Annotated in this window: 16 protein-coding genes; 5 read left to right on the top strand and 11 right to left on the bottom strand. The window is 73.0% G+C overall.

The window, feature by feature from the left end; genetic code table 11:
* Positions 1 to 116 precede the first annotated feature (116 nt).
* From ACQP2H_RS18620 to ACQP2H_RS18600, 5 genes are all read left to right on the top strand, one after another.
* On the top strand, positions 117 to 647 hold the full coding sequence (locus tag ACQP2H_RS18620; protein ID WP_219462985.1) for a hypothetical protein: 531 nt from the start codon (positions 117 to 119) through the stop codon (positions 645 to 647).
* Positions 648 to 704: 57 nt separating this feature from the next.
* Positions 705 to 1,244: a hypothetical protein gene (locus tag ACQP2H_RS18615; protein WP_433228233.1), complete on the top strand. Its 540-nt coding sequence runs from the start codon at positions 705 to 707 to the stop codon at positions 1,242 to 1,244.
* Between the two features lie 13 nt (positions 1,245 to 1,257).
* A complete protein-coding gene (locus ACQP2H_RS18610; protein WP_219462981.1) occupies positions 1,258 to 2,250 on the top strand; it encodes a DUF916 domain-containing protein in 993 nt (330 codons plus the stop codon).
* Positions 2,251 to 2,318: 68 nt separating this feature from the next.
* Complete coding sequence (locus tag ACQP2H_RS18605) at positions 2,319 to 2,939, top strand: TetR family transcriptional regulator (protein ID WP_219462978.1); 621 nt, start codon at positions 2,319 to 2,321, stop codon at positions 2,937 to 2,939.
* A 270-nt stretch (positions 2,940 to 3,209) separates the two neighbouring features.
* On the top strand, positions 3,210 to 4,769 hold the full coding sequence (locus ACQP2H_RS18600) for an FAD-dependent monooxygenase (RefSeq protein ID WP_219462975.1): 1,560 nt from the start codon (positions 3,210 to 3,212) through the stop codon (positions 4,767 to 4,769).
* A 59-nt stretch (positions 4,770 to 4,828) separates the two neighbouring features.
* On the opposite strand, the gene ACQP2H_RS18595 is transcribed toward ACQP2H_RS18600, so the two are convergent.
* The 11 genes from ACQP2H_RS18595 to ACQP2H_RS18545 form a co-directional block, all read right to left on the bottom strand.
* Complete coding sequence (locus ACQP2H_RS18595; RefSeq protein WP_357534229.1) at positions 4,829 to 6,133, bottom strand: sulfate adenylyltransferase subunit 1; 1,305 nt, start codon at positions 6,131 to 6,133, stop codon at positions 4,829 to 4,831.
* Positions 6,133 to 7,047, bottom strand: a complete 915-nt coding sequence (gene cysD, locus ACQP2H_RS18590; RefSeq protein WP_208566797.1) for a sulfate adenylyltransferase subunit CysD — start codon at positions 7,045 to 7,047, stop codon at positions 6,133 to 6,135. The genes ACQP2H_RS18595 and cysD overlap by 1 nt, the downstream gene beginning before the upstream one ends.
* Positions 7,044 to 7,901, bottom strand: coding sequence for a 3'(2'),5'-bisphosphate nucleotidase CysQ (locus ACQP2H_RS18585; RefSeq protein WP_357534231.1), 858 nt, complete (start codon positions 7,899 to 7,901; stop codon positions 7,044 to 7,046). The genes cysD and ACQP2H_RS18585 overlap by 4 nt, the downstream gene beginning before the upstream one ends.
* A gap of 60 nt (positions 7,902 to 7,961) precedes the next feature.
* Positions 7,962 to 8,789: an ABC transporter permease gene (locus tag ACQP2H_RS18580; RefSeq protein ID WP_307799143.1), complete on the bottom strand. Its 828-nt coding sequence runs from the start codon at positions 8,787 to 8,789 to the stop codon at positions 7,962 to 7,964.
* A complete protein-coding gene (locus ACQP2H_RS18575) occupies positions 8,786 to 9,946 on the bottom strand; it encodes an ABC transporter ATP-binding protein (RefSeq protein ID WP_219462968.1) in 1,161 nt (386 codons plus the stop codon). Before ACQP2H_RS18575 ends, ACQP2H_RS18580 begins: the two co-directional genes overlap by 4 nt.
* 83 nt (positions 9,947 to 10,029) lie before the next feature.
* Complete coding sequence (locus tag ACQP2H_RS18570; RefSeq protein ID WP_357534233.1) at positions 10,030 to 11,025, bottom strand: extracellular catalytic domain type 1 short-chain-length polyhydroxyalkanoate depolymerase; 996 nt, start codon at positions 11,023 to 11,025, stop codon at positions 10,030 to 10,032.
* A gap of 191 nt (positions 11,026 to 11,216) precedes the next feature.
* Positions 11,217 to 13,046, bottom strand: a complete 1,830-nt coding sequence (locus ACQP2H_RS18565) for a hypothetical protein (protein WP_357534466.1) — start codon at positions 13,044 to 13,046, stop codon at positions 11,217 to 11,219.
* A gap of 89 nt (positions 13,047 to 13,135) precedes the next feature.
* Positions 13,136 to 14,098: a sulfotransferase domain-containing protein gene (locus ACQP2H_RS18560; protein WP_219462966.1), complete on the bottom strand. Its 963-nt coding sequence runs from the start codon at positions 14,096 to 14,098 to the stop codon at positions 13,136 to 13,138.
* Positions 14,099 to 14,124: 26 nt separating this feature from the next.
* Entirely contained in the window at positions 14,125 to 14,949 is an 825-nt protein-coding gene (locus ACQP2H_RS18555; protein ID WP_433228228.1) for an alpha/beta fold hydrolase, read from the bottom strand.
* 2 nt (positions 14,950 to 14,951) lie between these two features.
* A complete protein-coding gene (locus ACQP2H_RS18550) occupies positions 14,952 to 15,260 on the bottom strand; it encodes an acyl carrier protein (protein WP_208566792.1) in 309 nt (102 codons plus the stop codon).
* Positions 15,261 to 15,319: 59 nt separating this feature from the next.
* On the bottom strand, positions 15,320 to 20,308 hold the full coding sequence (locus ACQP2H_RS18545; protein WP_433228227.1) for a beta-ketoacyl synthase N-terminal-like domain-containing protein: 4,989 nt from the start codon (positions 20,306 to 20,308) through the stop codon (positions 15,320 to 15,322).
* Positions 20,309 to 20,313: the final 5 nt, after the last annotated feature.

Raw genomic sequence — 20,313 nt, 5'->3', positions numbered from 1 at the left:
AGGTTCCCTGAAGGGCCCCGGCCGATCGACGATCGGCCGGGGCCCGTTCCGGTTCGGGGGCGGGTGACCCACTTCATATTGGACAAAAGCTGCCAAAGCGCCATATAGTCTCTTCCGTGTATTTCCTGGCAGCCCTGGTCAGCCCGTTGCTGCTCGTCGGTGGCGTCGCGCCGCCCGGCGTGGCACCCGTCGCCCGTGTGCAGGCGATGGCGCTGGTGGTCGGGCTGGACATCACCGTGCCCCCTACGGCCAGCCTCGGTGCGGGCCTGGCGGGGACCACCCTCAGTCGCTCGTTGGGCACCGTCACCGTGGCGGACACCCGGACGACCAACCCCAACACCTGGACGGCCACCGTGTCCGCCACGGCGTTCATCACCGGCGGGGGTGGCCCGGCCCAGACCATCGCCACCACCCAGGTCTCCTACTGGTCGGGCCCGGTGACCAAGCAGAACGGTGGGGGTACCAAGGTGCCTGGTCAGGCCACCGCAGCCCAGGCGGTGACGCTTACCGTGCCACGGATCGCGTTCAGCAAGACCACGGGCAACCAGCGAAACAGCGTGAGCTGGGCGCCCACCCTCCGCGTGGCGATCCCCGCCGGAGCGGTGACGGGCGTCTACTCCGGCACCATCACACACTCTGTCGCCTAATGGGTGATTTGACGCTAATGCAACCTATGGGCTTTTTTGAGTGTTTAGCGTGGAGGCATGAAGAAGTCATTGCTCGCCCTGGCCGCCGGGGCGGCGGTGCTCGCCGTAGCGTCGCCCGCCGCCGCCGCCCCGTCGGGCGACACCATCGTCACCTTCACCGTGTCGACCGCCAACCTGGACATCGCCGTGCCCGCCTCGGTGAACCTGGGCGCGGCCTTCGCCGGCTCCACCATCACCGGCTCGCTCGGCAACGTCACGGTCACGGACGGCCGGGCGGCGCTCTCGGCGACCTGGACCGCGTCGGTCACCAGCACCTCGTTCACCACCGGTGCGGGCTCGGGTGAGGAGACCATCCTGCCCAACCTGGTGGAGTACTGGTCCGGGCCGGCGCTGTCCACCACGGGCACCGGCACCTTCGTGCCCGGTCAACCCACCGTGGCCGACGCGGTGACGCTCAACCTGCCCCGGACGGCCTTCTCCAAGACCTCCGGCAGCGGCAACAACTCGGCCACCTGGGACCCCAGCCTCCGGATCACCATTCCACCCGCAGCCGTCGGCGGACTCTACTCGGGGGTGATCACCCATTCGGTGGCCTGACCGACTCCGTGTCGTGATCCTGGCCGTCACCGTCCTGGTGGCGGCCGGGACACCGGCGATTGCCGCGTCGCCGTCGCCGCAGCCGAGCCCGAGCTTCAGCGGGCCGGCCGCGGCGGTCGGCATCCGGCTGCTCGACGCCCCGGTGAACCGGCGCGACGACAGCCGCGCGCACAAGTACATCGTCGACCACGTCCACCCCGGGACGACCATCAGGCGGCGGATCGTGGTGGAGAACGTCTCGGAGGTCGAGCGGAAGATCGCCGTCTACGCCGCCGCCGCCGAGATCGACCGCACCGGCTTCGTCTTCGCACCCGACCGGACGCCCAACGAGCTGAGCAGCTGGATCACCGTCGACCGCGACGAGGTGGAGCTGGAGCCCGACGACGAGGCGGTGCTCACGGTGACCATCACGGTGCCGAAGAAGGCATCCGCCGGGGAACGGTACGCGGTCATCTGGGCCGAGGTGTCCACCACCGACGGCGCGAACGTCCGCAACATCGGTCGGGCCGGAATCCGGGTGTACCTGTCGGTCGGGCCGGGCGGCGAGCCGCCGTCGGGCTTCGAGGTGTCGGGGCTCACCGGCGACCGCGACGGCGACGGCGCACCGGTGGTGACCGCCGAGGTGCGCAACACCGGGCAGCGGGCGCTGGATCTCGCCGGCCAGCTACGCCTCACCGACGGCCCGGGTGGGCTGTCGGTCGGGCCGGTGCGCGCCGAGGCGGACACGCTCGCCCTCGGCGCCACCACCACCGTACGCGTGGTGCTGGACCCCCGACTGCCGGACGGCCCGTGGGCCGCCCGGCTCGACCTCGCCAGCGGGTGGACCAAGCGCACCGCGACCGGCACGGTCTCCTTCGGTGGGCCGACGGCCGCCGCCGCGACCAGCACGGACCGCTCCGGACTGGTGCTCACCGGCGGCTTCGTCGCGTCGGCCGTGGTCCTGCTCCTGTTCACCGGCTACGTGTTCCGCCGTCGAGGCCGGTCGCGGCAGGCGCTACCCGCCTGAGCGGATCGACAGTGAAAGTGCGCGCCACGTAATATTGCGTGGTGCGCACTTTCCTGTACGGTGGTCACATGAGCGGCCTCCGTGAGCGCAAGAAGATCGAGACCAGGGCGGCGCTGAGTTGGGCGGCCATCCGGCTGACCGTGGCCCGGGGCTTCGACAACGTGCTGGTGGAGGACATCGCCCAGGCCGTGGGCGTCTCCCCGCGAACGTTCAACAACTACTTCTCCAGCAAGGCCGAGGCGATCGCCTTCCGGCATCTCGACCGCAGTCGCCGGGTGGCCGAGGCGCTGCGCCAGCGGCCGGCCGGCGAACCACTCTGGGCGGCGCTGGTCGAGGCGACGCTGACCCGGTTCACCCCCGGCCCGGAGGTCGCCCAGTCGCCACCGGGCGCGCACGCCGAGTGGGTCGACGGGCTCGCGGTGATGCTCGCCGAGCCGGCGTTGCAGGCGGAGATGCTGCGCGCCAGCGCGATCGCCGAGGCCGACCTGGCCGCAGCCGTCGCCGAACGCACCGGCACCGACCTGGGACGCGACCTCTATCCCCATCTCGTCGCGGCCAGTGTGACCGCCGCCGTGAACGCGGCGATCCGGCACTACCTGCGTGCCGATCCGCCCGTTCCGATGGAGCGGTTGCTCCCCGACGCGCTGGCCCAACTCGCCGCCGGCCTGCCGGCGCCCACACCACGATGACCGCATCCCCTGCCCTGCCTCGGCCATGTCCCTGCCCCGGCCCGCTCTCCGCGTCACCGCTGACCGTGCATCCCTGACCATGCGCACGCCGGCCTGACCCACGCGCGCCGGCCCGACCGTACGCCGGCATCATCCGCGCACCGCGACGACCGCCCGCTCTGAACCGCAGCTCACCGCGTCCACCCCGAGGCCGTCGGGGTGTCCTGTCCTGCCCATGGTCCGCCGCCGTCCCGGCGAGCGGGGCCACCCTGCCCCCGAAAGGATCTTGCGATGATCGATGTCGTAATCGTCGGTGCCGGCCCGAACGGCCTCCTGCTCGCCATCGAACTGGCCCTGGCCGGCGTTCGGCCCGTCGTGTGTGAGCGGCTGTCGGCACCCACCACCGAGCAGCGTGCCAACGGACTGGTCGGACAGGTGGTTCGGATGCTCGACCGGCGCGGCCTGCACCACCGTCTGGTCGACGATCCGGCACCGCCACAGCCCGCGCCCGGGTTCGTCTTCGGGGCGCTGCCGCTGGACCTGCGGGCGGTGCCGGACAACCCACTGCACCTGATCGAGGTTCCGCAGGCCCACCTGGAGCGGGTGCTCGCCGAACGGGCCGCCGAACTGGGCGTGCAGGTCCGCCGGGGGCACGAGGTGACCGGGCTGACCCAGGGGGCCGACGACGTACGCGTCGCGTTCTCCGACGGCACGACCCTGCGCTGCCGCTACCTGGTCGGCGCGGACGGCGGGCACAGCGTCGTCCGCCGGCTGGCCGGGATCGACTTCCCCGGCGTGTCGACGGATCGCACCGTCTCCCGCACCGCCCAGGTCAGCCTGCCGGCGGAGCTGATCGACGCGTCGACCGGCGGCCTCGCGATTCCCGGGTACGGCACCGTCGCACCGTTCCGGCACACCCGTACCGAGCGGGGACTGATCGCCTGGGCCCCCTTCACCGGGCGTCCGGCGGGCCTCAGCACGATCGAGTGGCCCGACGCGAGGCAGTTCGACGGGCCACTCACCCTCGCCGAGATGCGGGCCAGTGTCGCCCGGGTGCTCGGGGTCGACGTGCCGATCGATCCGCCGGCCGGCCCGGGGCCGCACCTGCTGCGCCGCCTGGTGGGGGGCAACACCCGGCTCGCCGAACGGTACCGCGCCGGGCGGGTGCTGCTGCTCGGCGACGCCGCCCACGTCCACTCCGCGATCGGCGGGCCCGGACTCAACCTCGGCCTCCAGGACGCGGTGAACCTGGGCTGGAAGCTGGCCGGGCAGCTGCACGGCTGGGCCCCGGACGGGCTGCTGGACTCGTACGAGGCGGAGCGTCGCCCGGTGGCGCGTCGGGTGACCATGTCGACGCAGGCCCAGTCGGCGCTGATCGCCCCGGGCAGTGACGTCACCGCGCTGCGGGTGCTCCTCGGCGAGCTGCTCAGCCGGCCGGAGAACGCCGCCCACGTCGCCGCCCTCCTGGCCGGCGCGGACATCCGCTACGAGACGGGGACGCCGGGCGGGCCGCTGGTCGGGCGCTGGGCACCCGACCTGGTGTGGCACACCGACGCCGGCCCGGTACGGCTGGCCGGGCTGACCCGGACCGCCCGTGCGCTGCTGCTCGACCCCACCGGCGAGCTGGCCGAGGTGGCCGGGCCGTGGCGGGACCGGGTCGACGTGGTCACCGGGCGGTTCGCCCTGGACACCGCAGCGGCCGACGCGCCCGGCGACGGCACGTCGACCGCGCTGCTGCTGCGTCCGGACTGCTACGTGGCCTGGCAGTCCACCCGGGACGACGCGGACCGCGACGGGTTGCGGGCCGCGCTCACCCGCTGGTTCGGCCCGCCGCGCGCCGACCGGTCCTGAAGGCCGGGGTCGGCCGGCCCGGCGGGGAGGTGCCGGGCCGGCCGGTGCGTGGTGCGGCGTCAGTCCCGCTGGATGACCATGCCGGCGGCGACGGTGCGGTTGGTGGTCTCGTCGATGATGACGAAACCGCCTGTGGTGCGGTTGCGGTGGTAGTCGTCGGCCAGCAACGGCACGGTGGTCCGCAACCGGATCCGCCCGATCTCGTTGAGCGCGAGCGACGTGCTGCTCTCGTCCCGGTGCAGGGTGTTGATGTCGAGCCGGTAGTGCAGCTCGCGGACGATGGCGCGCGCCGTCCGGGTGGTGTGCTTGACGACGTACCGGCCGCCGACCTCCAACGGGCGGGTCTCGTCCATCCAGCAGACCATCGCCTCGATGTCCTGCGAGACGGTCGGGGTGTTGTTCGGCCGGCAGATCATGTCGCCCCGGGACACGTCGATCTCGTCGTCGAGGCGGACGGTGACCGACATCGGGGGGAACGCCTCGTCGACCGGGCCGTCGGCGGTGTCGATCGAGGCGATCCGGCTGGTGAAGCCGGACGGCAGCACCATCACCTCGTCGCCGGGCTTGAGGACCCCGGAGGCGACCTGCCCGGCGTAGCCCCGGTAGTCGGTGACCGTGGTCGACTGGGGGCGGATCACGTACTGCACCGGGAACCGGACGTCGACCAGGTTGCGGTCCGAGGCGATGTGCACGTGCTCCAGGTGGTGCAGCAGCGACGGACCCTCGTACCACGGCATGGTGTCGGCGCGGGTGGCGATGTTGTCACCCTGCAACGCCGACACCGGAATCACCGCCAGGTCGGGCACGTCGAGTTTGGTCGCGAAGGCGGTGAACTCGTCGGCGATCTGCTCGAAGACGTCCTGGGAGTAGTCGACCAGGTCCATCTTGTTGACGCACAACACCAGGTGCGGCACCCGCAGCAGCGAACACAGGAACGCGTGCCGCCGCGACTGCTCCACCAGGCCCTTACGGGCGTCCACCAGCACCAGGGTGAGGTCCGCGGTGGACGCGCCGGTGACCATGTTGCGGGTGTACTGGGTGTGCCCGGGGGTGTCGGCGATGATGAACTTGCGCCGGGGGGTGGCGAAGTAGCGGTACGCCACGTCGATGGTGATGCCCTGCTCCCGCTCGGCCCGCAGACCGTCGGTGAGCAACGCCAGGTTGGTGTACTCGTCACCCCGGGCCGCGCTGACCGCCTCCACCGCCGCCAACTGGTCGGTGAACAACGACTTCGTGTCATACAGCAACCGACCGATCAGGGTCGACTTACCATCGTCCACACTCCCCGCGGTAGCGAACCGCAGCAGGTCCATCGGTCGGGCCTCGGCCGGGGAACCGGCCGGTGCCAGCATGTCGGTGCTCATCAGAAGTAGCCCTCCCGCTTGCGGTCCTCCATGGCGGCCTCGCTGACCCGGTCGTCGCCCCGGGTCGCACCCCGCTCGGTGATCCGCGTCGCGGCCACCTCGTCGATCACCTTCTCCACCGTGTCCGCGTCGGAGCGGACGGCGGCGGTGCACGACGCGTCGCCGACGGTGCGGTACCGCACCCGGGCGGTGAAGGGTTCCTCGCCGGCGCGGGGGGTGAAGAACTCGTTGACGGCGTAGAACATGCCGTCGCGTTCGATCACCTCACGGTCGTGCGCGTAGTAGATCGACGGCAACGGCACCCGCTCCCGCGCGATGTAGTGCCAGATGTCCAACTCGGTCCAGTTCGACAACGGAAACACCCGGATCGACTCACCCGGATGATGCCGACCGTTGTACAACGACCACAACTCCGGCCGCTGATTCTTCGGATCCCACTGCCCGAACTCGTCCCGGAACGAGAACACCCGCTCCTTCGCCCGCGCCTTCTCCTCGTCCCGCCGCGCCCCACCGAACAACGCGTCGAACCGGTGCTTCTCCACCGCGTCCAACAACACAGGCGTCTGGATCCGGTTCCGCATCCCGTCACCGGACTCGCGGACCAGGCCCCGGGTGAGCGCCTCCGGGACACTCGCCACGATCAGGTGCAGACCCAACTCGGTCACCCGCCGGTCGCGGTAGTCGAGCACCTCCGGGAAGTTGTGCCCGGTGTCGACGTGCATCACGGGAAACGGGATGCCGGCCGGGGCGAACGCCTTCTGCGCCAGACGCAGCATCACGATCGAGTCCTTGCCACCGGAGAAGAGCAGCACCGGCCGCTCCATCTCGGCGACCACCTCACGCATCACGAAGATGCTCTCCGCCTCCAGCTCGTCGAGCTGGGAGACCTGGTACGCAGCCGATCCGCTGCTCATCTCGGGTCCTTTCCGGGGTGGGGGACGGGGGAACCGGACGGGACCGCCGTGCCGGCCAGCTGCCGTCGCAGCGCGGCCAGCAGCGGCTCGGCCAGCTCGTCGCGACAGACCAGCAGGTCGGGCAGCCGGGGGTCCGCCTCGTTGTAGGTCAGCGGGGAACCGTCGATGCGGGACGCGTGCAACCCGGCGGCCGTGGCCACCGCCACCGGTGCGGCGGAGTCCCACTCGTACTGGCCGCCGGCGTGGATGTAGGCGTCCACCTCACCGGTCACCACCGCCGCGATCTTCGCCCCCGCCGAACCCATCGGCACCAGTTCCGCGCCGACCTCCTCGGCCAGCGCGGCCAGGAACGCGGGGGGACGGCTGCGGCTGGCCGCGAGCCGGATCACCCCGCCAGGCGGGGGCGGCGGTGCGGTGGGATCGTCGGTGGCCAGCACCCGACTCTGCGCCGGCAACCCGACCGCCCCGGCGACCAACCCGTGCGGGGTGGCCGCGTCGCGGGCCCAGAGCGCCACGTGCACCGCCCAGTCGGCACGCCCCGGCTCGGAGAACTCCCGGGTGCCGTCCAACGGGTCGACGATCCACACCCGGTCGGCGGTCCGGCGGGACACCGGGTCCCCGCCGTCGACCAGCCGCGAGCCCTCGTCCTCCTCGGACAACACCGCGTCGGCGGGCCGCCACCGGGCCAGCTCGGCCCGGAGGAAGTCGTGCGACGCCCGGTCACCGGCGGCCTTCAACGCGGCGGGATCGGCGTGACCGTGGGTGGCACGTACCCGGAGCAGCAGTTCACCGGCGAGGACGGCGAGCCGGCGGGCGAGCGCCGCGTCGGATTCGGCGATGGTGGGGTCAACCATGGCAACTCCTCGACCTGTCGGGAACGGGCGTGGTGCGGGTGCGGTGCCGGGCGCGGCTGGTCACTGGATCGCCCGACGGTTGAAGCAGCGGACACTGACCCAGGTCAGCACGACGGCCACCCCGGTCAGCACGGTCAGGCACACCCACCCCGGCAGGTGCGGCACGCCGGGCAGCAACGCCCCGCGCACCCCCTCCGAGACGTACGTCATCGGGTTGAGCGCGGTGACCACCTGGTACCAGGGCACCGACGACAGCCGGGGCCACGGGTAGTGGATGCAGCCGGTCCAGATGATCGGGGTGAGGATCACCGAGAAGGTCACGTTGATCCGCTGCACCGGCAGGGTGGTGGCCAGGCTCATCCCGATCGCCCCGCCGATCCACGCCCCGAGCAGCGCCACCACGAACGCCAGCGGCAGCCCCGCCGGCCGCCACGGCGCGGAACCGACCATCAGCGCCCCGAGCGGATAGATCAGCACGGCCGCGAGCAGCCCCCGGATGGTGGCGATCACCAGCTTGCCGATCGCGACGTACCCGGTCGGCAGCGGCGCCATCAACCGGTCCTCGATCTCCATGGTGAAGCCGAACTCCTTCACCAGCGGCAGGGCCACGCTCTGCAACGCGGTGGTGAGAGCGGCCAGCGCGATGATGCCGGGCAGGAAGACGTCGGCGAAGCCGCGCCCGACGAGGCCCTGGCTGCCCAGGACGGTGTCGAAGACGAAGAGCATGAACAGCGGCGTCAACCCGACCTGCACCAGGATGACCCACAGTTCCCGGCCGGTGACCATCAGGTCGCGGCGCAGCACCGCGGCGAACACCCGCCCGGTGCCGGGGCGGGAGCGCGGCTCGGTGGCCGGGCGCAGTGGGGTCGGGGTGTCGAGAGCGGTCACCTCGGTTGCCTTCCGGTGAGTTCGATGAAGACGTCCTCCAGGCTGGGTTCGCTGATGTCGACCGCGTTGACCGCCGCCGACCGGGCGGCCAGCGCGGCCACCGCCGGGCCGAGCAGGGTGGCGGCATCGCCGGCCAGGTGCAGGCGGATGCGCAGCCGGCCCCGGCCGCCGTTGCCCGCAGCGCCGCCGCCGCGCCCCAGCAGACCCGCCCCGGCCAGGGCGGCCAACCGGCCGCCACCGGGCCGCCCACCACCACCGGCGGCGAGCGCGGCCAACATCGCGGCACCACCCGCACCGACACCGGCCAGCCCGCCCGGTCGCCCGCCGGGCGGGCCGGTCGGCGTCGCCAACCGTTCCGCCTTGCGTACGCCGGTCAGCTCGCCCAGGGCGGCGCAGAGCGCGTCCGGGTCGTCCCCGCCGGCCGGGGTGACCGTGAGGTCGAGCAGCGCGTCCCCGGCCAGGCCCCGGACCAGGTTGGTGGGGGTGTCGAGAGTGAGCAGCCGGCCGTGGTCGACGATGCCGACCCGGTCGACCACCCGGGCCGCCTCGTTCATCGCGTGGGTGGTCAGCACGATCGCCACCCCGCGGGCCCGCAGCTCGCGCAGCTGCCCCCAGATCAACAGGCGGGTCTGCGGGTCGAGGGCGTTGGTCGGCTCGTCGAGGAAGAGCACCGTCGGCTCGTGGGTCAGCGCCCGGGCGATCATCAACCGCTGCGCCATCCCGCCCGAGTACGCCTCGATCCGCCGGTCGGCCCGTTCGGTGAGACCGAACCGCTCCAGCAACTCCGCGGCGCGGGCCTGCGCCTCCCGACGTCGTACCCCGTGGTAGGTGGCGTGGTAGACCAGGTTCTGCCGGGGGGTCAGGGCCCGGTCCAGGTTGTTGTGCTGCGGCACCACGGCCAGCTGGGCGCGGGCGGCGGCCGGGTCCCGGCCCACGTCGACCCCACCGACCACCACCCGGCCGCCGGTGGCCCGCAGCCGGGTGGTCAGGATGCCGACGGTGGTGGACTTGCCGGCCCCGTTCGGCCCGAACAGCCCGAAGATCTCGCCCGGCGCGACGGTGAACGACAGCCCGTCCACCGCGTTGGTGTCCGCGCGGGGATAACGCTTGACGAGGTCGTCGACCTCGACCACTGCCGGCCCGTCTCTGCTGGGCATCTCAACTCCTGTCCTGTGGGGTGCGGGTACCGACCCCGGCCGGCGGGTGGTGCCGTCAGCAGCCGGGGCCGGTGGTGGTGCCGTCAGCCGCCGGAGGGCTGGGGGTGCGCGGCGAAGAACCGCCAGATGGTGTCGGTGGCGTTCAGCGCGGTGGAGGGGGGATCGAGGTCGAGCAGTTTCTCCGCCCGGGGCGGGTTGGGCCGTCCGCCGGGCCACTGGTGTCCCGCGTCGGCGACGGTGATCAGCTCGACGGCGCGGCCCTGGGCGCAGTTCGCCGTCGTGCGGGTGACCGGCCCGTCGGTGGTCACCTTCGGTGCGCCACAGGAGTCGACGGAGCGCCAGCGGGCGGCCAGTTCGGTGGTGGGCGGACCGTCGATCTTGACCGGGTTGCGGCCGGTGCCGCCGTTGTCCCGGCGGCCGGGGCCACCGGCGTACGGCATGGTCTGGTCCTGGCGGCCGTGGATGTGCAGCACCGAGACCGGTTTCGGATCGGCGCACTGCCCGGTGAGGGTACTGGCCACCGCGCCGATCGCGGCGAACGTCGTGGTGTCGCAGACCAGCTTGTACGCCAGCAGCCCGCCGTTGGAGATCCCGGTGACGTAGCGGCGGGCCGGGTCGACCGGCAGCTCCCGGCCGACGGTGGTGACCAGTTCGGTGATGAAGCCGACGTCGTCGACGCCCTCCCGGGCGGGTGCGCCGCAGCACTGTGGACCGATGGCCCAGGCCCGGTTCAGCCCGTCCGGGAACAGCACCAGGAAGCCGTCCCGGTCGGCCTGGGCCGTCCAGCCGTACGCCTGCTCGGCCTGCTCGCCGGTGCCGGCCGCGCCGTGCAGCATCACCACCAGCGGGACCGGCCCGCTGAGGTCGGCCGAGGCGGGCCGGTAGAGCCGGTAGCTGCGTTCCCGCCCGTCCACGGTGATGGTGTGCGTGGAGCTGCCGACGGCGACGTCCGGCCGGGCGTCGGCGGAGGGTGCGGCGCTGGCGGGCGGGGTGGTGCCGCCGGTGGGCGTGGCGTCCTCGCGGCGGGGGCTGCATCCGGCGGGGGCGGTCAGCGCGACGAGCAGGGCGAGCGCCCCCACGAGCCGACGAGCCGACCGGCCCGGCCGGGCGGAGTGCTGCCCGACTTCAGGGCGAAAAACGGTAAAAGGCATCATATCAATACTTTCGCCCGGGAATGTTCGAGCAACGTCAGGGACGCGCCAGGATTGGGCAAGGGACGGCGGAGGCCGCCGGCCCGGCGACGACGCGGTCACCGGGCCGACGCCTCAGCTCAGTAGCCCCGGAGCCGGAGCAGTTCCCAACCACCCTCGGGGACGTCGTCGGTCGGGTCCGCCCGCAGGTTCATCGGGTTCGCCATCCCCAGATAGAGGGTGGGACCGTCGGCGACCATGTTGCGGATGCCGTAGTTCAGGTAGTTGCCCAACCCGGTGTTGTCCACCGTCGTCGCCGGCTTCGTCGGCGACGAGAAGGCGTACAGGTCACCGCCGTAGACCGCCTCCGGCAGGGCACTGGAGCGCATCCCGGCCGCGTCCATCGGCGCCCGGGCCAGGTCGTCGGCCAACGCCGGTGACAGGCCCAACTCGGCGGCGGTCTCCTTGCCCAGCTCCTTGGCCAGGTAGCTCCAGTCCATCGTGCCGACGTACAGCTTCCCGCCGGCCACCACCATCTTCCAGGTGTAGTTGTTGTACGGGTTACCGAAACCGGGCGGGCCGAACTTCGGCGTCTGGTGCGTCGGCTGCAACGCCCACGCCCCGACCCCGTTGTTGGCCGCCGGGTCGAACGCGGGCAGCTCGGTCGCGCCGTACAACAGCTCGACCTTCTCGAAGTGGGAGCCGAAGTTGCGGCCCCGGTAGATGCTGATCGACCGCTGGGTGTTCTGGATGGTGGCCTGCGCCGCCGCCTCGTCCACCGGCGGGTAGGTCGACATGTGCACCGTGGTCGCCTTCATCGGCACGTGCATCGTGCCCCAGTACAGGAAACCGCCGTAGGAGGCCAGGCCACCCAGGGCGTACGCGCGGGCCACCACCGGGTCCGGCTCGTACTCCGACACGTTCCACACCTGCTGCCAGCCGTCGGCGTCCTCCGGGTTGAGCCCCGGGGCGCCCGAGGCCAGCAGCGGGCTCATCCAGACCGCGGCGATGCTCGGCGGCGGGGCGGCCGAACCAGCCGTCGGGCCGGCCAGCTCGGCGTCGGAGCCCGGCCAGGTGGTGACGAACAGCCGCCCCTGGTGGACGGTGAGGTCGGCGGCCTGCGCCGGCAGGTTCGCCACCACCGTGAACGCGAACGGGTCGGACTTGCTGCCCGTCCAGCGCAGCACGTTGCCGCGCTCACCCCCGTTGGCCCCGACACCCACCCCGGCGTACAGGGCGTCACCGGCCACCGTGAAGTGCCGGATGTTGCCGTACATGGGGAAGTTGCGGGAGCCGAGGAACGCGCCGGTGTCGGTGTCGAACGCGAACAGGTTGACGCTGGTGCCCAGCGCCGGGCCGCCCAGCAGGGCCACCCCGTTGAAGCTGCCGGCCGCCCGGATGCCCGCAGTGGTCTGCAACCGGTTCGAGTCCTCGGTGGAGGCCGCCTTCACCAGGTCGGTCTTCTCGGTCAGCTTGTTGGCGCGGGTGTCATAGGTGTACAGGCGCGGCTGACGGTGGTCACCGAGGATCGGCGGCAACTGCGGGTTGCGCTTGGCGACCTGGCTCTCGCCGTACTCGCAGACCCAGTCGTCGTTGACCGTCGGGGTGGTGTTGCGCAGGGCCCGTCCGCTGGTCAGGCAGTTGACGTTCGCTCCGGTGCCGAACCACAGCATCTTGCCGACCCGGGTCATCCCCCACAGGTACGCCTGGTTGACCTTGGTCTTGCCCTCGGCGCACGGCGGCCCGGCCGGGTACGGCAGCCCGATCCCGGCGAAGCACTCGTCCGGCTGAGCCTTGGCGAGCAGTTGCGGGCTGCTCTGCTGCGCGCCGGCCGCGCTGGCCGCGCTGCCGGGGTCGGCGGCGTCGAGTGGCGCACCGAGCGCCGCCGAGGGAACCGCCAACACCGACCCGAGTCCGAGTACGGCGACGGCGGTCGACAACCGCCGTGCGGAGAACCGGAGTGGATTCACCAACAATCTCTCTTTCGAAGGAAGGTGGACACCCGTTCCCGGGCCCGGCGGACCGGACCCGGTAGCGGGCAGGGACACACAGGGACCGCCTAGACGGCGGCGGGCAGCTTCCGGGGCGCCGGGGCGACGACCCGCGACGCCATCCGCTCGGCCCACCCGGACGGGTCGGGGAAGTCCAGGAACCGGCCGAGACCGGTCAGCTCGGCCACCGGGTCGGCGACCAGGTCCTCGTAGGACATCCGCAGCAGGTGCGCCGGGGGCACGTCCCGCAGCGCCTGGTCGGCCTGGCTGCTCATGAAGGCGCACAACCCGAGGTAACGGCGCAGGTCCTGGCCCCGCTCGCGCAGCGCGTCGGCGGTCAACCGGTCCGGCAGGTACGGCTGGAGGTCCTCCGGCACCGCCTGGTCCGCGCCGACCCGGAACGGGTCCAGACCGCACCGGCCGAGGAACTCCACCCGCAACTGGATGAGCTGGAACGACGAGTGCCGGCTCATCGACCGGGCGGTGTCCTCCCAGCTGCGGGTCAGGTAGACGACCTTGCAGTCCGGGAACCCCCGCAGCAGGTACGGCGCCACGTGGCTGGAGCCGCCGGAGCGTTCCACCCACCGGGTCTTGCCGGTCAGCACGGCGAGCAGATCCAGGAAGTCGTGGTGGTGCTGGGCCACCGTCTGGGTGCGGAACTGCGGCACCCGCTCGGCGAGCTGGTCGAACAGCGCATCGGGGTCGGGGGTCAGCTTCGACAGCGTGATCGCCAGGATGCGGGGCAGCTCGGTGAGCCGGTCGGCCCACCGGCCCGTGGCCGGGTAACGGACCTCCTTCGGCGGCAGGCCGATCCGGAACAGCGTGGACAGCTCCGCCTTGGGGCTGGCCAGCACCGCCCAGTATTCGGCGCCGGTGAGCACCTCGGCACTGCGCGCCCACGGCGCGACCGACATGAAGAACTCCTGGGCCGACAGGGTGTCCGGCTCCTCGTGGATCAGGTCGGACAGCAGCGTGGAGCCGCACCGACCGTTGCTGATGATGATCGACCGGCCGGTGATCGGGGTATCCATCGGTACTCCTCCTGCGTGTCGCGTCGTCATGCGGTGGTGGGTTGGGCCACGTCGAGTGAGCAGTCCTCGGCGAGCCAGGCGAAGACCTGCCGGCGCACCTCCTCCGGCCGGTCGATCAGCACCGTGTGCCGCTGGTCGGGCAGCACCACGACCCGGGTCTGCGGCAGCAGCCCGCGTACCGTCGGGGCCAGCTCCACCACCGCCGAGTCGCCGCCGTAGAGGCAGAGCACCGGGCAGTCGATCGCGGCCAGCGCCCCGGCCGTCGGCAGCGGGCTCGCCGGCAACTCCTGCGCCAGACTGGTGTCGGTGAGCATCCGGTGCGTCTCGGCGGCCCGTTGGGCGGCGACCCGGCCCCGCCGGGCCCCGATCTCGGTGACCGCCCCGGCCCGGGGCAGCCGGTCGGCGACCCGGGCCAGCCGCTCACGGACCCGGCGCATCCACTCCGGGACCGGTGGCGCGGACTCCACGGTCACGATGCCGGCCACCCGTTCGGGGTGCCGGGCGGCGTACCCGAACGCGATGGTCCCGCCGAACGAGTTGCCCAGCAACAGCAGCGGCCCGGTGACGTCCAGGGCGGCCAGCAGCGCCGCCAGGTCGTCGACGAAGTCCTCCAGGGCGTACCCGGTGGCGGGGCGCTCGCTGCGCCCGTGGCCGCGCAGGTCGTACAGGACGGTCGGGAAGCCGGCCCGGGACAGCGGCTCGGCCAGGGTGAAGTACCAGCTCGCCATGGTGTCCGAGGCCATCCCGTGGATCAGCACGGCGGTCGGCGTCGGCCCGGTCCGGCCGTCGACGGCCGGACCGGGGGGATCGAGCCGCTGCGTGTGCAGGGTGATCCCGTTCGCCCGGACCATGGTCACCGGCTGCCCGCCCCGACCTCGTCGGCCTGCCCCAGCGACTCGGCGATGTGCGTGACGAGCTGGCCGACCTTCAACTCCCGGACGGTCTCCAGGTCCAGCTTGGCGACGAAGTGGGCGAAGTTCACCGTGTCGCCGTAGCGGGACTGGAGCCGACCGGCGAGCGCGACCACGTCGATGCTCTCCATCCCCAGGTCACCGGAGAACGTGGTGTCCATGGTGACCACCTGGTCGTCGGCGAAGTCGCCCAGTACGGCGTCGATCATCTCGGTGAGCTCGGCGAGGATGGTGTCCTGGGCCGCGGGCATGATCGTTGCTCCTTCTGCTGATCGGATGGGTTGGGCGGTGCTGCGCACCGGGTGCCGGGTCACGGCCGGGACACCCCGGGCGGGGTGGCGGGTGCCGGCTCCGGCCCCCAGGTCCAGGCCACGACGTAACGGCGCGGCGGGAGGTCCTCGGGGTTGGCCACGTCCCGGTGACCGACCCGGTAGGCCCGTCCGCCGATCTGGACGGTCATCCCGACGTCGGTGGCCGAGTAGACCCGGAACCGGCGCGGCGAGCCGTCCAGCCCGGTGCCCTCGGCCTTGGCGACCGCCTCCTTGGCCGCCCAGAACCGGGTGAACCACAACCGCCGGGCCTCGACGTCCGTGCCGGCGAGGGAGGTCAGCAGGGTCAGCTCGGCCGGGGTGAGGGCGAAGGTGAAGGTGCTCTCCGGGTGCTCGGTGACCTCCGCGACGTCGATGCCGACGCCGGGGGACCCGGGCACCGCGTCGGGTGCCCGGCGGCGGGCGATCGCCACCCCGATCTCCGCGCAGTGCGCCAGCGAGACGTCACAGTCGCCGAGGCCCCGGCCGGGCCGCCCACGCACCCACGGCCGGCCGTCGGGGTCGTTGCCGACGGTCAGCTCGATCGGGTAGATGTCGGTGTGGCCGTCCTCCCAGAGCCGGGCCCGCACCGCGTCCTTGGCCGCGATCCGACCCAGCATCCACTGCTTGCGGGTCTTGGCCGGGTGCCGTTCGTACTCGGCGTAGGCGGCCCCGCCGAGGATGCCCCGGGCGGCCATGCCCCGGGTGACCAGGTCGGTCCAGCAGTCGAAGGCCATCGTCCAGCCCTCGGGCTGCAACAGCGACATCGGGTGCCGCTCGGGGAACCGTTCCGCGACCCGGGCCTGCGGGTGGCTGTCGAACCGCCGGTCCACCGCCCCCTCGATCTCCGACCACACCCGGCCCTGGTAACTGAGCTGGGTGTCGGCGACGAGTTTGCCGTCGTCGATGACGCGGACCCGGGCGACGCACTCGAACGCCCGACCGGCCGGCGGTGGCGGACCGTAGAACCGCACCTGGCCGAGACCGACCGGCAGCGCGACGGTCCGGAACGGCTGGGTGGTGATCAGCCAGTTGCCGATGAGCTGCAGGGCGTTGTCCAGCAGCGCACCCGGGGGCACCGGTGCGGTGACGATGCCGCGTACGTGCATGTCGCCGAGCGCGTGCACCTCGGTCACGCCCTGGAACTGCGGGCCGTGGAACATGAGCCGCTCCGCGTACATCTCGGCGGCGCCGAGGGTGGGCGGGCGTTCGGTGGCCGGGTCGTGGGTCCAGACCGGCGGCGGCGTCGGGTACGCCGTGCCGACCTCGATGGTCGCCCGGGCGTACCCGGCGAAGGCGACCGCGTACCGGTTCGGGCCGGCCGCGCGGACCACGATCTCCACGTCGGTGGCCGGTTCGGCGATCAGCCACCGGTTGAACTTGGCGTCGTGCACCGCCACCACCGGGACGCCGGGCACCAGCTGCTCCACGGCCTCCATCATGTGCGCGACCAGGGCGGTCGCCGGCACCACCGGCCACCGGTCCTCCGGGTCCGGCCAGTCGTCGGGCTGCACGAAGAAGCAGTGGTCCAGCAGGTAGGGCATGGTTTCCAGGGAGATCCGCCGGGTGATCCGACCGATCTCCGCGCCGACCGCTGCGACGGTCGCCGGGCGGACCGGGGCGGCCGGCGTCACCGGCCGGTTGCCGGTCGGCACGGTGGCGGTCTGCGCCGTCGGCACGGTGGGCGTCTTCGCCATCGGCGTGGTGGGCGGCATCCCGGTCGGCGTGGTGGGTGGCCGCCCGGTGGGGGCGGTCGCGGGTCGGGCCGACGTCGCGGTGCCGTTGCCACCGGTGGCCGTCGGGGCGTCGGCCGTGCCCCGGGTGTTCTCCCGCAGCAGGGCGGCGAGTTCGGCGGCGGCGCTGGAACCGCCGGAGAGCCGGTTCAGCGCGTCCAGCGCGGCGGCCGGAGCACCGGCCGGCGTGGCGGCGGCCGGCTGTCCGGCCACCCGGGCGACCGGGACCGGTGCGGCCGTCGGTGCCACGGCCGGCGGCGGTGCGGTGACCGGCGGCGGTGCGGCGGCGGGCCGGGTGACCGCAGCGGGCACGGCAGCCGGCGGGGTGACCGTGGTCGGCCGGGTGACCGCAGCGGGCACGGCGGTCGGCCGGGTGACCGTGGCGGGCACCACGGCCGGCCGGGCCGCGCCGTTTCCGTTGCCCGGGGTGGACAGCGGAGCGTCCTGCGACGCGGTCACGCCGAGCAGGCCGGCGGCGTCCGCGCCGAGGCGGACCAGCGGCCCGCCGAGGTCGAGCTTCATCCGGGGACCGCGTCGGCCGGTGCCCACCCCGGGCTTCGCCGGGCCGTCGGTGCCGGCCGCATCCGGGGTACGGCGCTGCGTCGTGGCCGCCGTCCGATCGGCCGGGGTCAGCGCGCCCAGATCCGGGGAGGCCCCCTCCACCCACAGGGCGGTGGCGACCCGGCGCAGCTGGTTCAACCCGCTGCGGTGCGCGGTGTTCACCGGCATCGCCAGATGGTCGCGCCCGCGCAGGTTGTCCCCGATCAGCGAGGCGAGCTGCCCCGCGCCGACCTGGAGGAACACCCGGAACCCGGCGGCGTACATCGCCTCCACGGTCTGCCGGAACCAGACCGGCTCCATCATGTGCCGGACGAAGATCCGGTTGACCTCCTCCTCGTCGGCGGGGAACGGCGCGTGCAGGGTCGCCGACCAGACCGGCATCCGGGTCGGGTGCACCTCCCAGCGGCCCAGGGCGGCACCGATCGAGGTGAGCCCGTCGGCGAAGGCGGGGGTGTGGAACGCCGACCGGAACGGCAGCTTCTGGCACAGGATGTTGCGGGTACGCAGCGCCTCGACGAGCCGGTCGACCTGCGGCTCCGGCCCGTTGACCACCGACTGCGCCGGAGCGTTGTCGTGCGACAGGACCACCCCCGGGTAGTCGCCGAGCAGCGGGGCGACCCGGTCCGCGCCGGCCCCGACGGCGGCGAAGACGTAGCCGGAGACCTCCACCGAGTCGGCGTTGAACAGGTCGAGGAACTCGTCCATCGCGGCGGTGCTGATCTGGCCGCTGACCGCGGCGGCGGTCCACTCGCCGATGCTGTGCCCGGCGACCGCGTCGGGTCGTACGCTCATCCGGGCCAGGGCGTCGTCGAGCAGCTTGCCCACCTCGATCAGGCCGGCGCCGTGCCGGCCCAGGTCGGCGGCGGACCACTCGCGGTCCGGCAGGCCGAAGTGGGCGGCCAGGTCGGCGGTGCGGGGGGCGAACTCCGCCTCCAGGCCGGGGAAGACGAAGGCGAGCTTGCCCGCCCCCGGGCCGAGCAGCGGCCGGGGACTGAACCAGATGTCCCGCCCGCCCCGCCACGCCTGCCCCCGGGCAACCGTCTTGCGGGCCACCGCGAGCAGCTTGTCCGTCGGGTTGACGATGCCCAGCCGGGTCTGCGGCGGGGCCTCCCCGCCGGAGCGGGCGGCCAGCTCGACGCCGATCCGGCGTACCTCCTGGTCGTCGCGGTCCAGCAGGTCGGCGAGCCCGGCCGGGTCCGACGCGGCCAGCCAGAGCACCTGGTCCGGCTCGTCGACGACGGCCCGGCCGGCGGCCGGGGCGGTCAGCCCCACCACCGGCTCGCCCACCGACACCGGGGCCTGCTCGATGATCAGGTGGGCGTTGATCCCACCGAACCCGAACGCGTTGACGCCGGCCCGGCGCGGCCCGTCGCTCTCCCACGGCCGGGCGGTGTCGATCGGCGCGAACCGGGTCGCCGCCATCTCCTTGCGCGGCGTCTCGCAGTGCAGGGTGGGCGGCAGCACCCCCCGGTGCACGGCGAGCGCGGCCTTGATCAGGCCGGCCACCCCGGCGGCCGGCATGGTGTGCCCGATCATCGACTTCACCGAGCCGATCACCGGACGCGGCCCACCGGTGTACGGGCCGAACACCTCCGCCACCGTGGTCAGCTCGGCGGCGTCCCCGGTCGGGGTGCCGGTGCCGTGCGCCTCCAGCAGCCCCAACGCGTCGGGGGCGGTCGGGTCGAGCCCGGCGGCCTCCCAGGCCCGGCGGATCGCCAGCACCTGACCGGAGACCGCCGGGTTGAACATGCTCGCCGACTTGCCGTCGCTGGACACCCCGCTGCCCCGGATCACCGCGTAGACCCGGTCGCCGTCGCGCACCGCGTCGGCGTACCGCTTGAGCACCACCACACCGGTGCCCTCGCCGATCAGCAGGCCGTCGGCGGCGGCGTCGAACGGCCGGATCTCCCCCTGCCGGGACAACGCCCGGAGCTGGTTGAACACCGACCAGAAGCTGATGTCGTGGACGTGGTGCACGCCACCGGCGAGCACCGCGTCGAGCCGACCGTTGACCAGCTCGGTGATGCCCTGGTCGACGGCGATCAGCGACGAGGCGCAGGCGGCGTCGATGGTGTACGCCGGGCCGCGCAGGTCGAGCCGGTTGGCCACCCGGGAGGCGGCCAGGTTGGGCACCAGACCGATCGTCCCCTCCGGCTGGTACGGCCCGAGCCGCTCGTCGAACTTCTTGCGCAGCAGCTCCAACCGGGCCGGGTCGACATCGGGGATCAGCTCCCGCAGGATGCTGACGACCTGGCTGGACATCCGCACCCGCTGGGCGTAGCGGGCCTGGGCGGGGCTGAGGATGCCACCCCGGCCGAGGATCACGCCGATCCGGTCGCGGGCCGGGAGCCGGTCGCCGCCGCCCGCGTCGTCGATCGCCGCGGCGGCCACCTCCAGCGTGATCAGCTGGTCCGGCTCGATGTCGCCGACGGAGGCCGGCATCACCCCGAACCGCAGCGGCTCGAAGGTGGCGTACTCGTCGACGAACCCGCCGCGCCGGCAGTACATCCGGTCGGCCCGGTGGGACTGCTCCGGGTCGTAGAACTCCTCGTCCCAACGGTGCGCGGGGACGTCGGTGATCGCGTCGACCCCGCCGATCAGGTTGCGCCAGTAGCTTTCCAGGTCACCGGCGGAGGGCATCAGGGCGGCCATCCCGACGATCGCGATCTGGCCGGGCGCAGCGGCGCCGTTGTTCATCGGTT

This window comes from Micromonospora sp. CA-248260 (assembly GCF_050942205.1).
GTDB classification, from domain to species: domain Bacteria; phylum Actinomycetota; class Actinomycetes; order Mycobacteriales; family Micromonosporaceae; genus Micromonospora; species Micromonospora antibiotica.
This window is presented reverse-complemented; position numbering and strand designations above follow the sequence as displayed.

Bases quoted from the DNA above. Each gene is read 5' to 3' on its own strand.
- ACQP2H_RS18555 (WP_433228228.1), bottom strand. From the start codon at position 14,949: ATGGTCCGGGCGAACGGGATCACCCTGCACACGCAGCGGCTCGATCCC.
- ACQP2H_RS18560 (WP_219462966.1), bottom strand. From the start codon at position 14,098: ATGGATACCCCGATCACCGGCCGGTCGATCATCATCAGCAACGGTCGG.
- cysD (WP_208566797.1), bottom strand. From the start codon at position 7,047: ATGAGCAGCGGATCGGCTGCGTACCAGGTCTCCCAGCTCGACGAGCTG.
- ACQP2H_RS18600 (WP_219462975.1), top strand. From the start codon at position 3,210: ATGATCGATGTCGTAATCGTCGGTGCCGGCCCGAACGGCCTCCTGCTC.
- ACQP2H_RS18585 (WP_357534231.1), bottom strand. From the start codon at position 7,901: ATGGTTGACCCCACCATCGCCGAATCCGACGCGGCGCTCGCCCGCCGG.
- ACQP2H_RS18615 (WP_433228233.1), top strand. From the start codon at position 705: ATGAAGAAGTCATTGCTCGCCCTGGCCGCCGGGGCGGCGGTGCTCGCC.
- ACQP2H_RS18575 (WP_219462968.1), bottom strand. From the start codon at position 9,946: ATGCCCAGCAGAGACGGGCCGGCAGTGGTCGAGGTCGACGACCTCGTC.
- ACQP2H_RS18595 (WP_357534229.1), bottom strand. From the start codon at position 6,133: ATGAGCACCGACATGCTGGCACCGGCCGGTTCCCCGGCCGAGGCCCGA.
- ACQP2H_RS18545 (WP_433228227.1), bottom strand. From the start codon at position 20,308: ATGAACAACGGCGCCGCTGCGCCCGGCCAGATCGCGATCGTCGGGATG.
- ACQP2H_RS18605 (WP_219462978.1), top strand. From the start codon at position 2,319: ATGAGCGGCCTCCGTGAGCGCAAGAAGATCGAGACCAGGGCGGCGCTG.
- ACQP2H_RS18550 (WP_208566792.1), bottom strand. From the start codon at position 15,260: ATGCCCGCGGCCCAGGACACCATCCTCGCCGAGCTCACCGAGATGATC.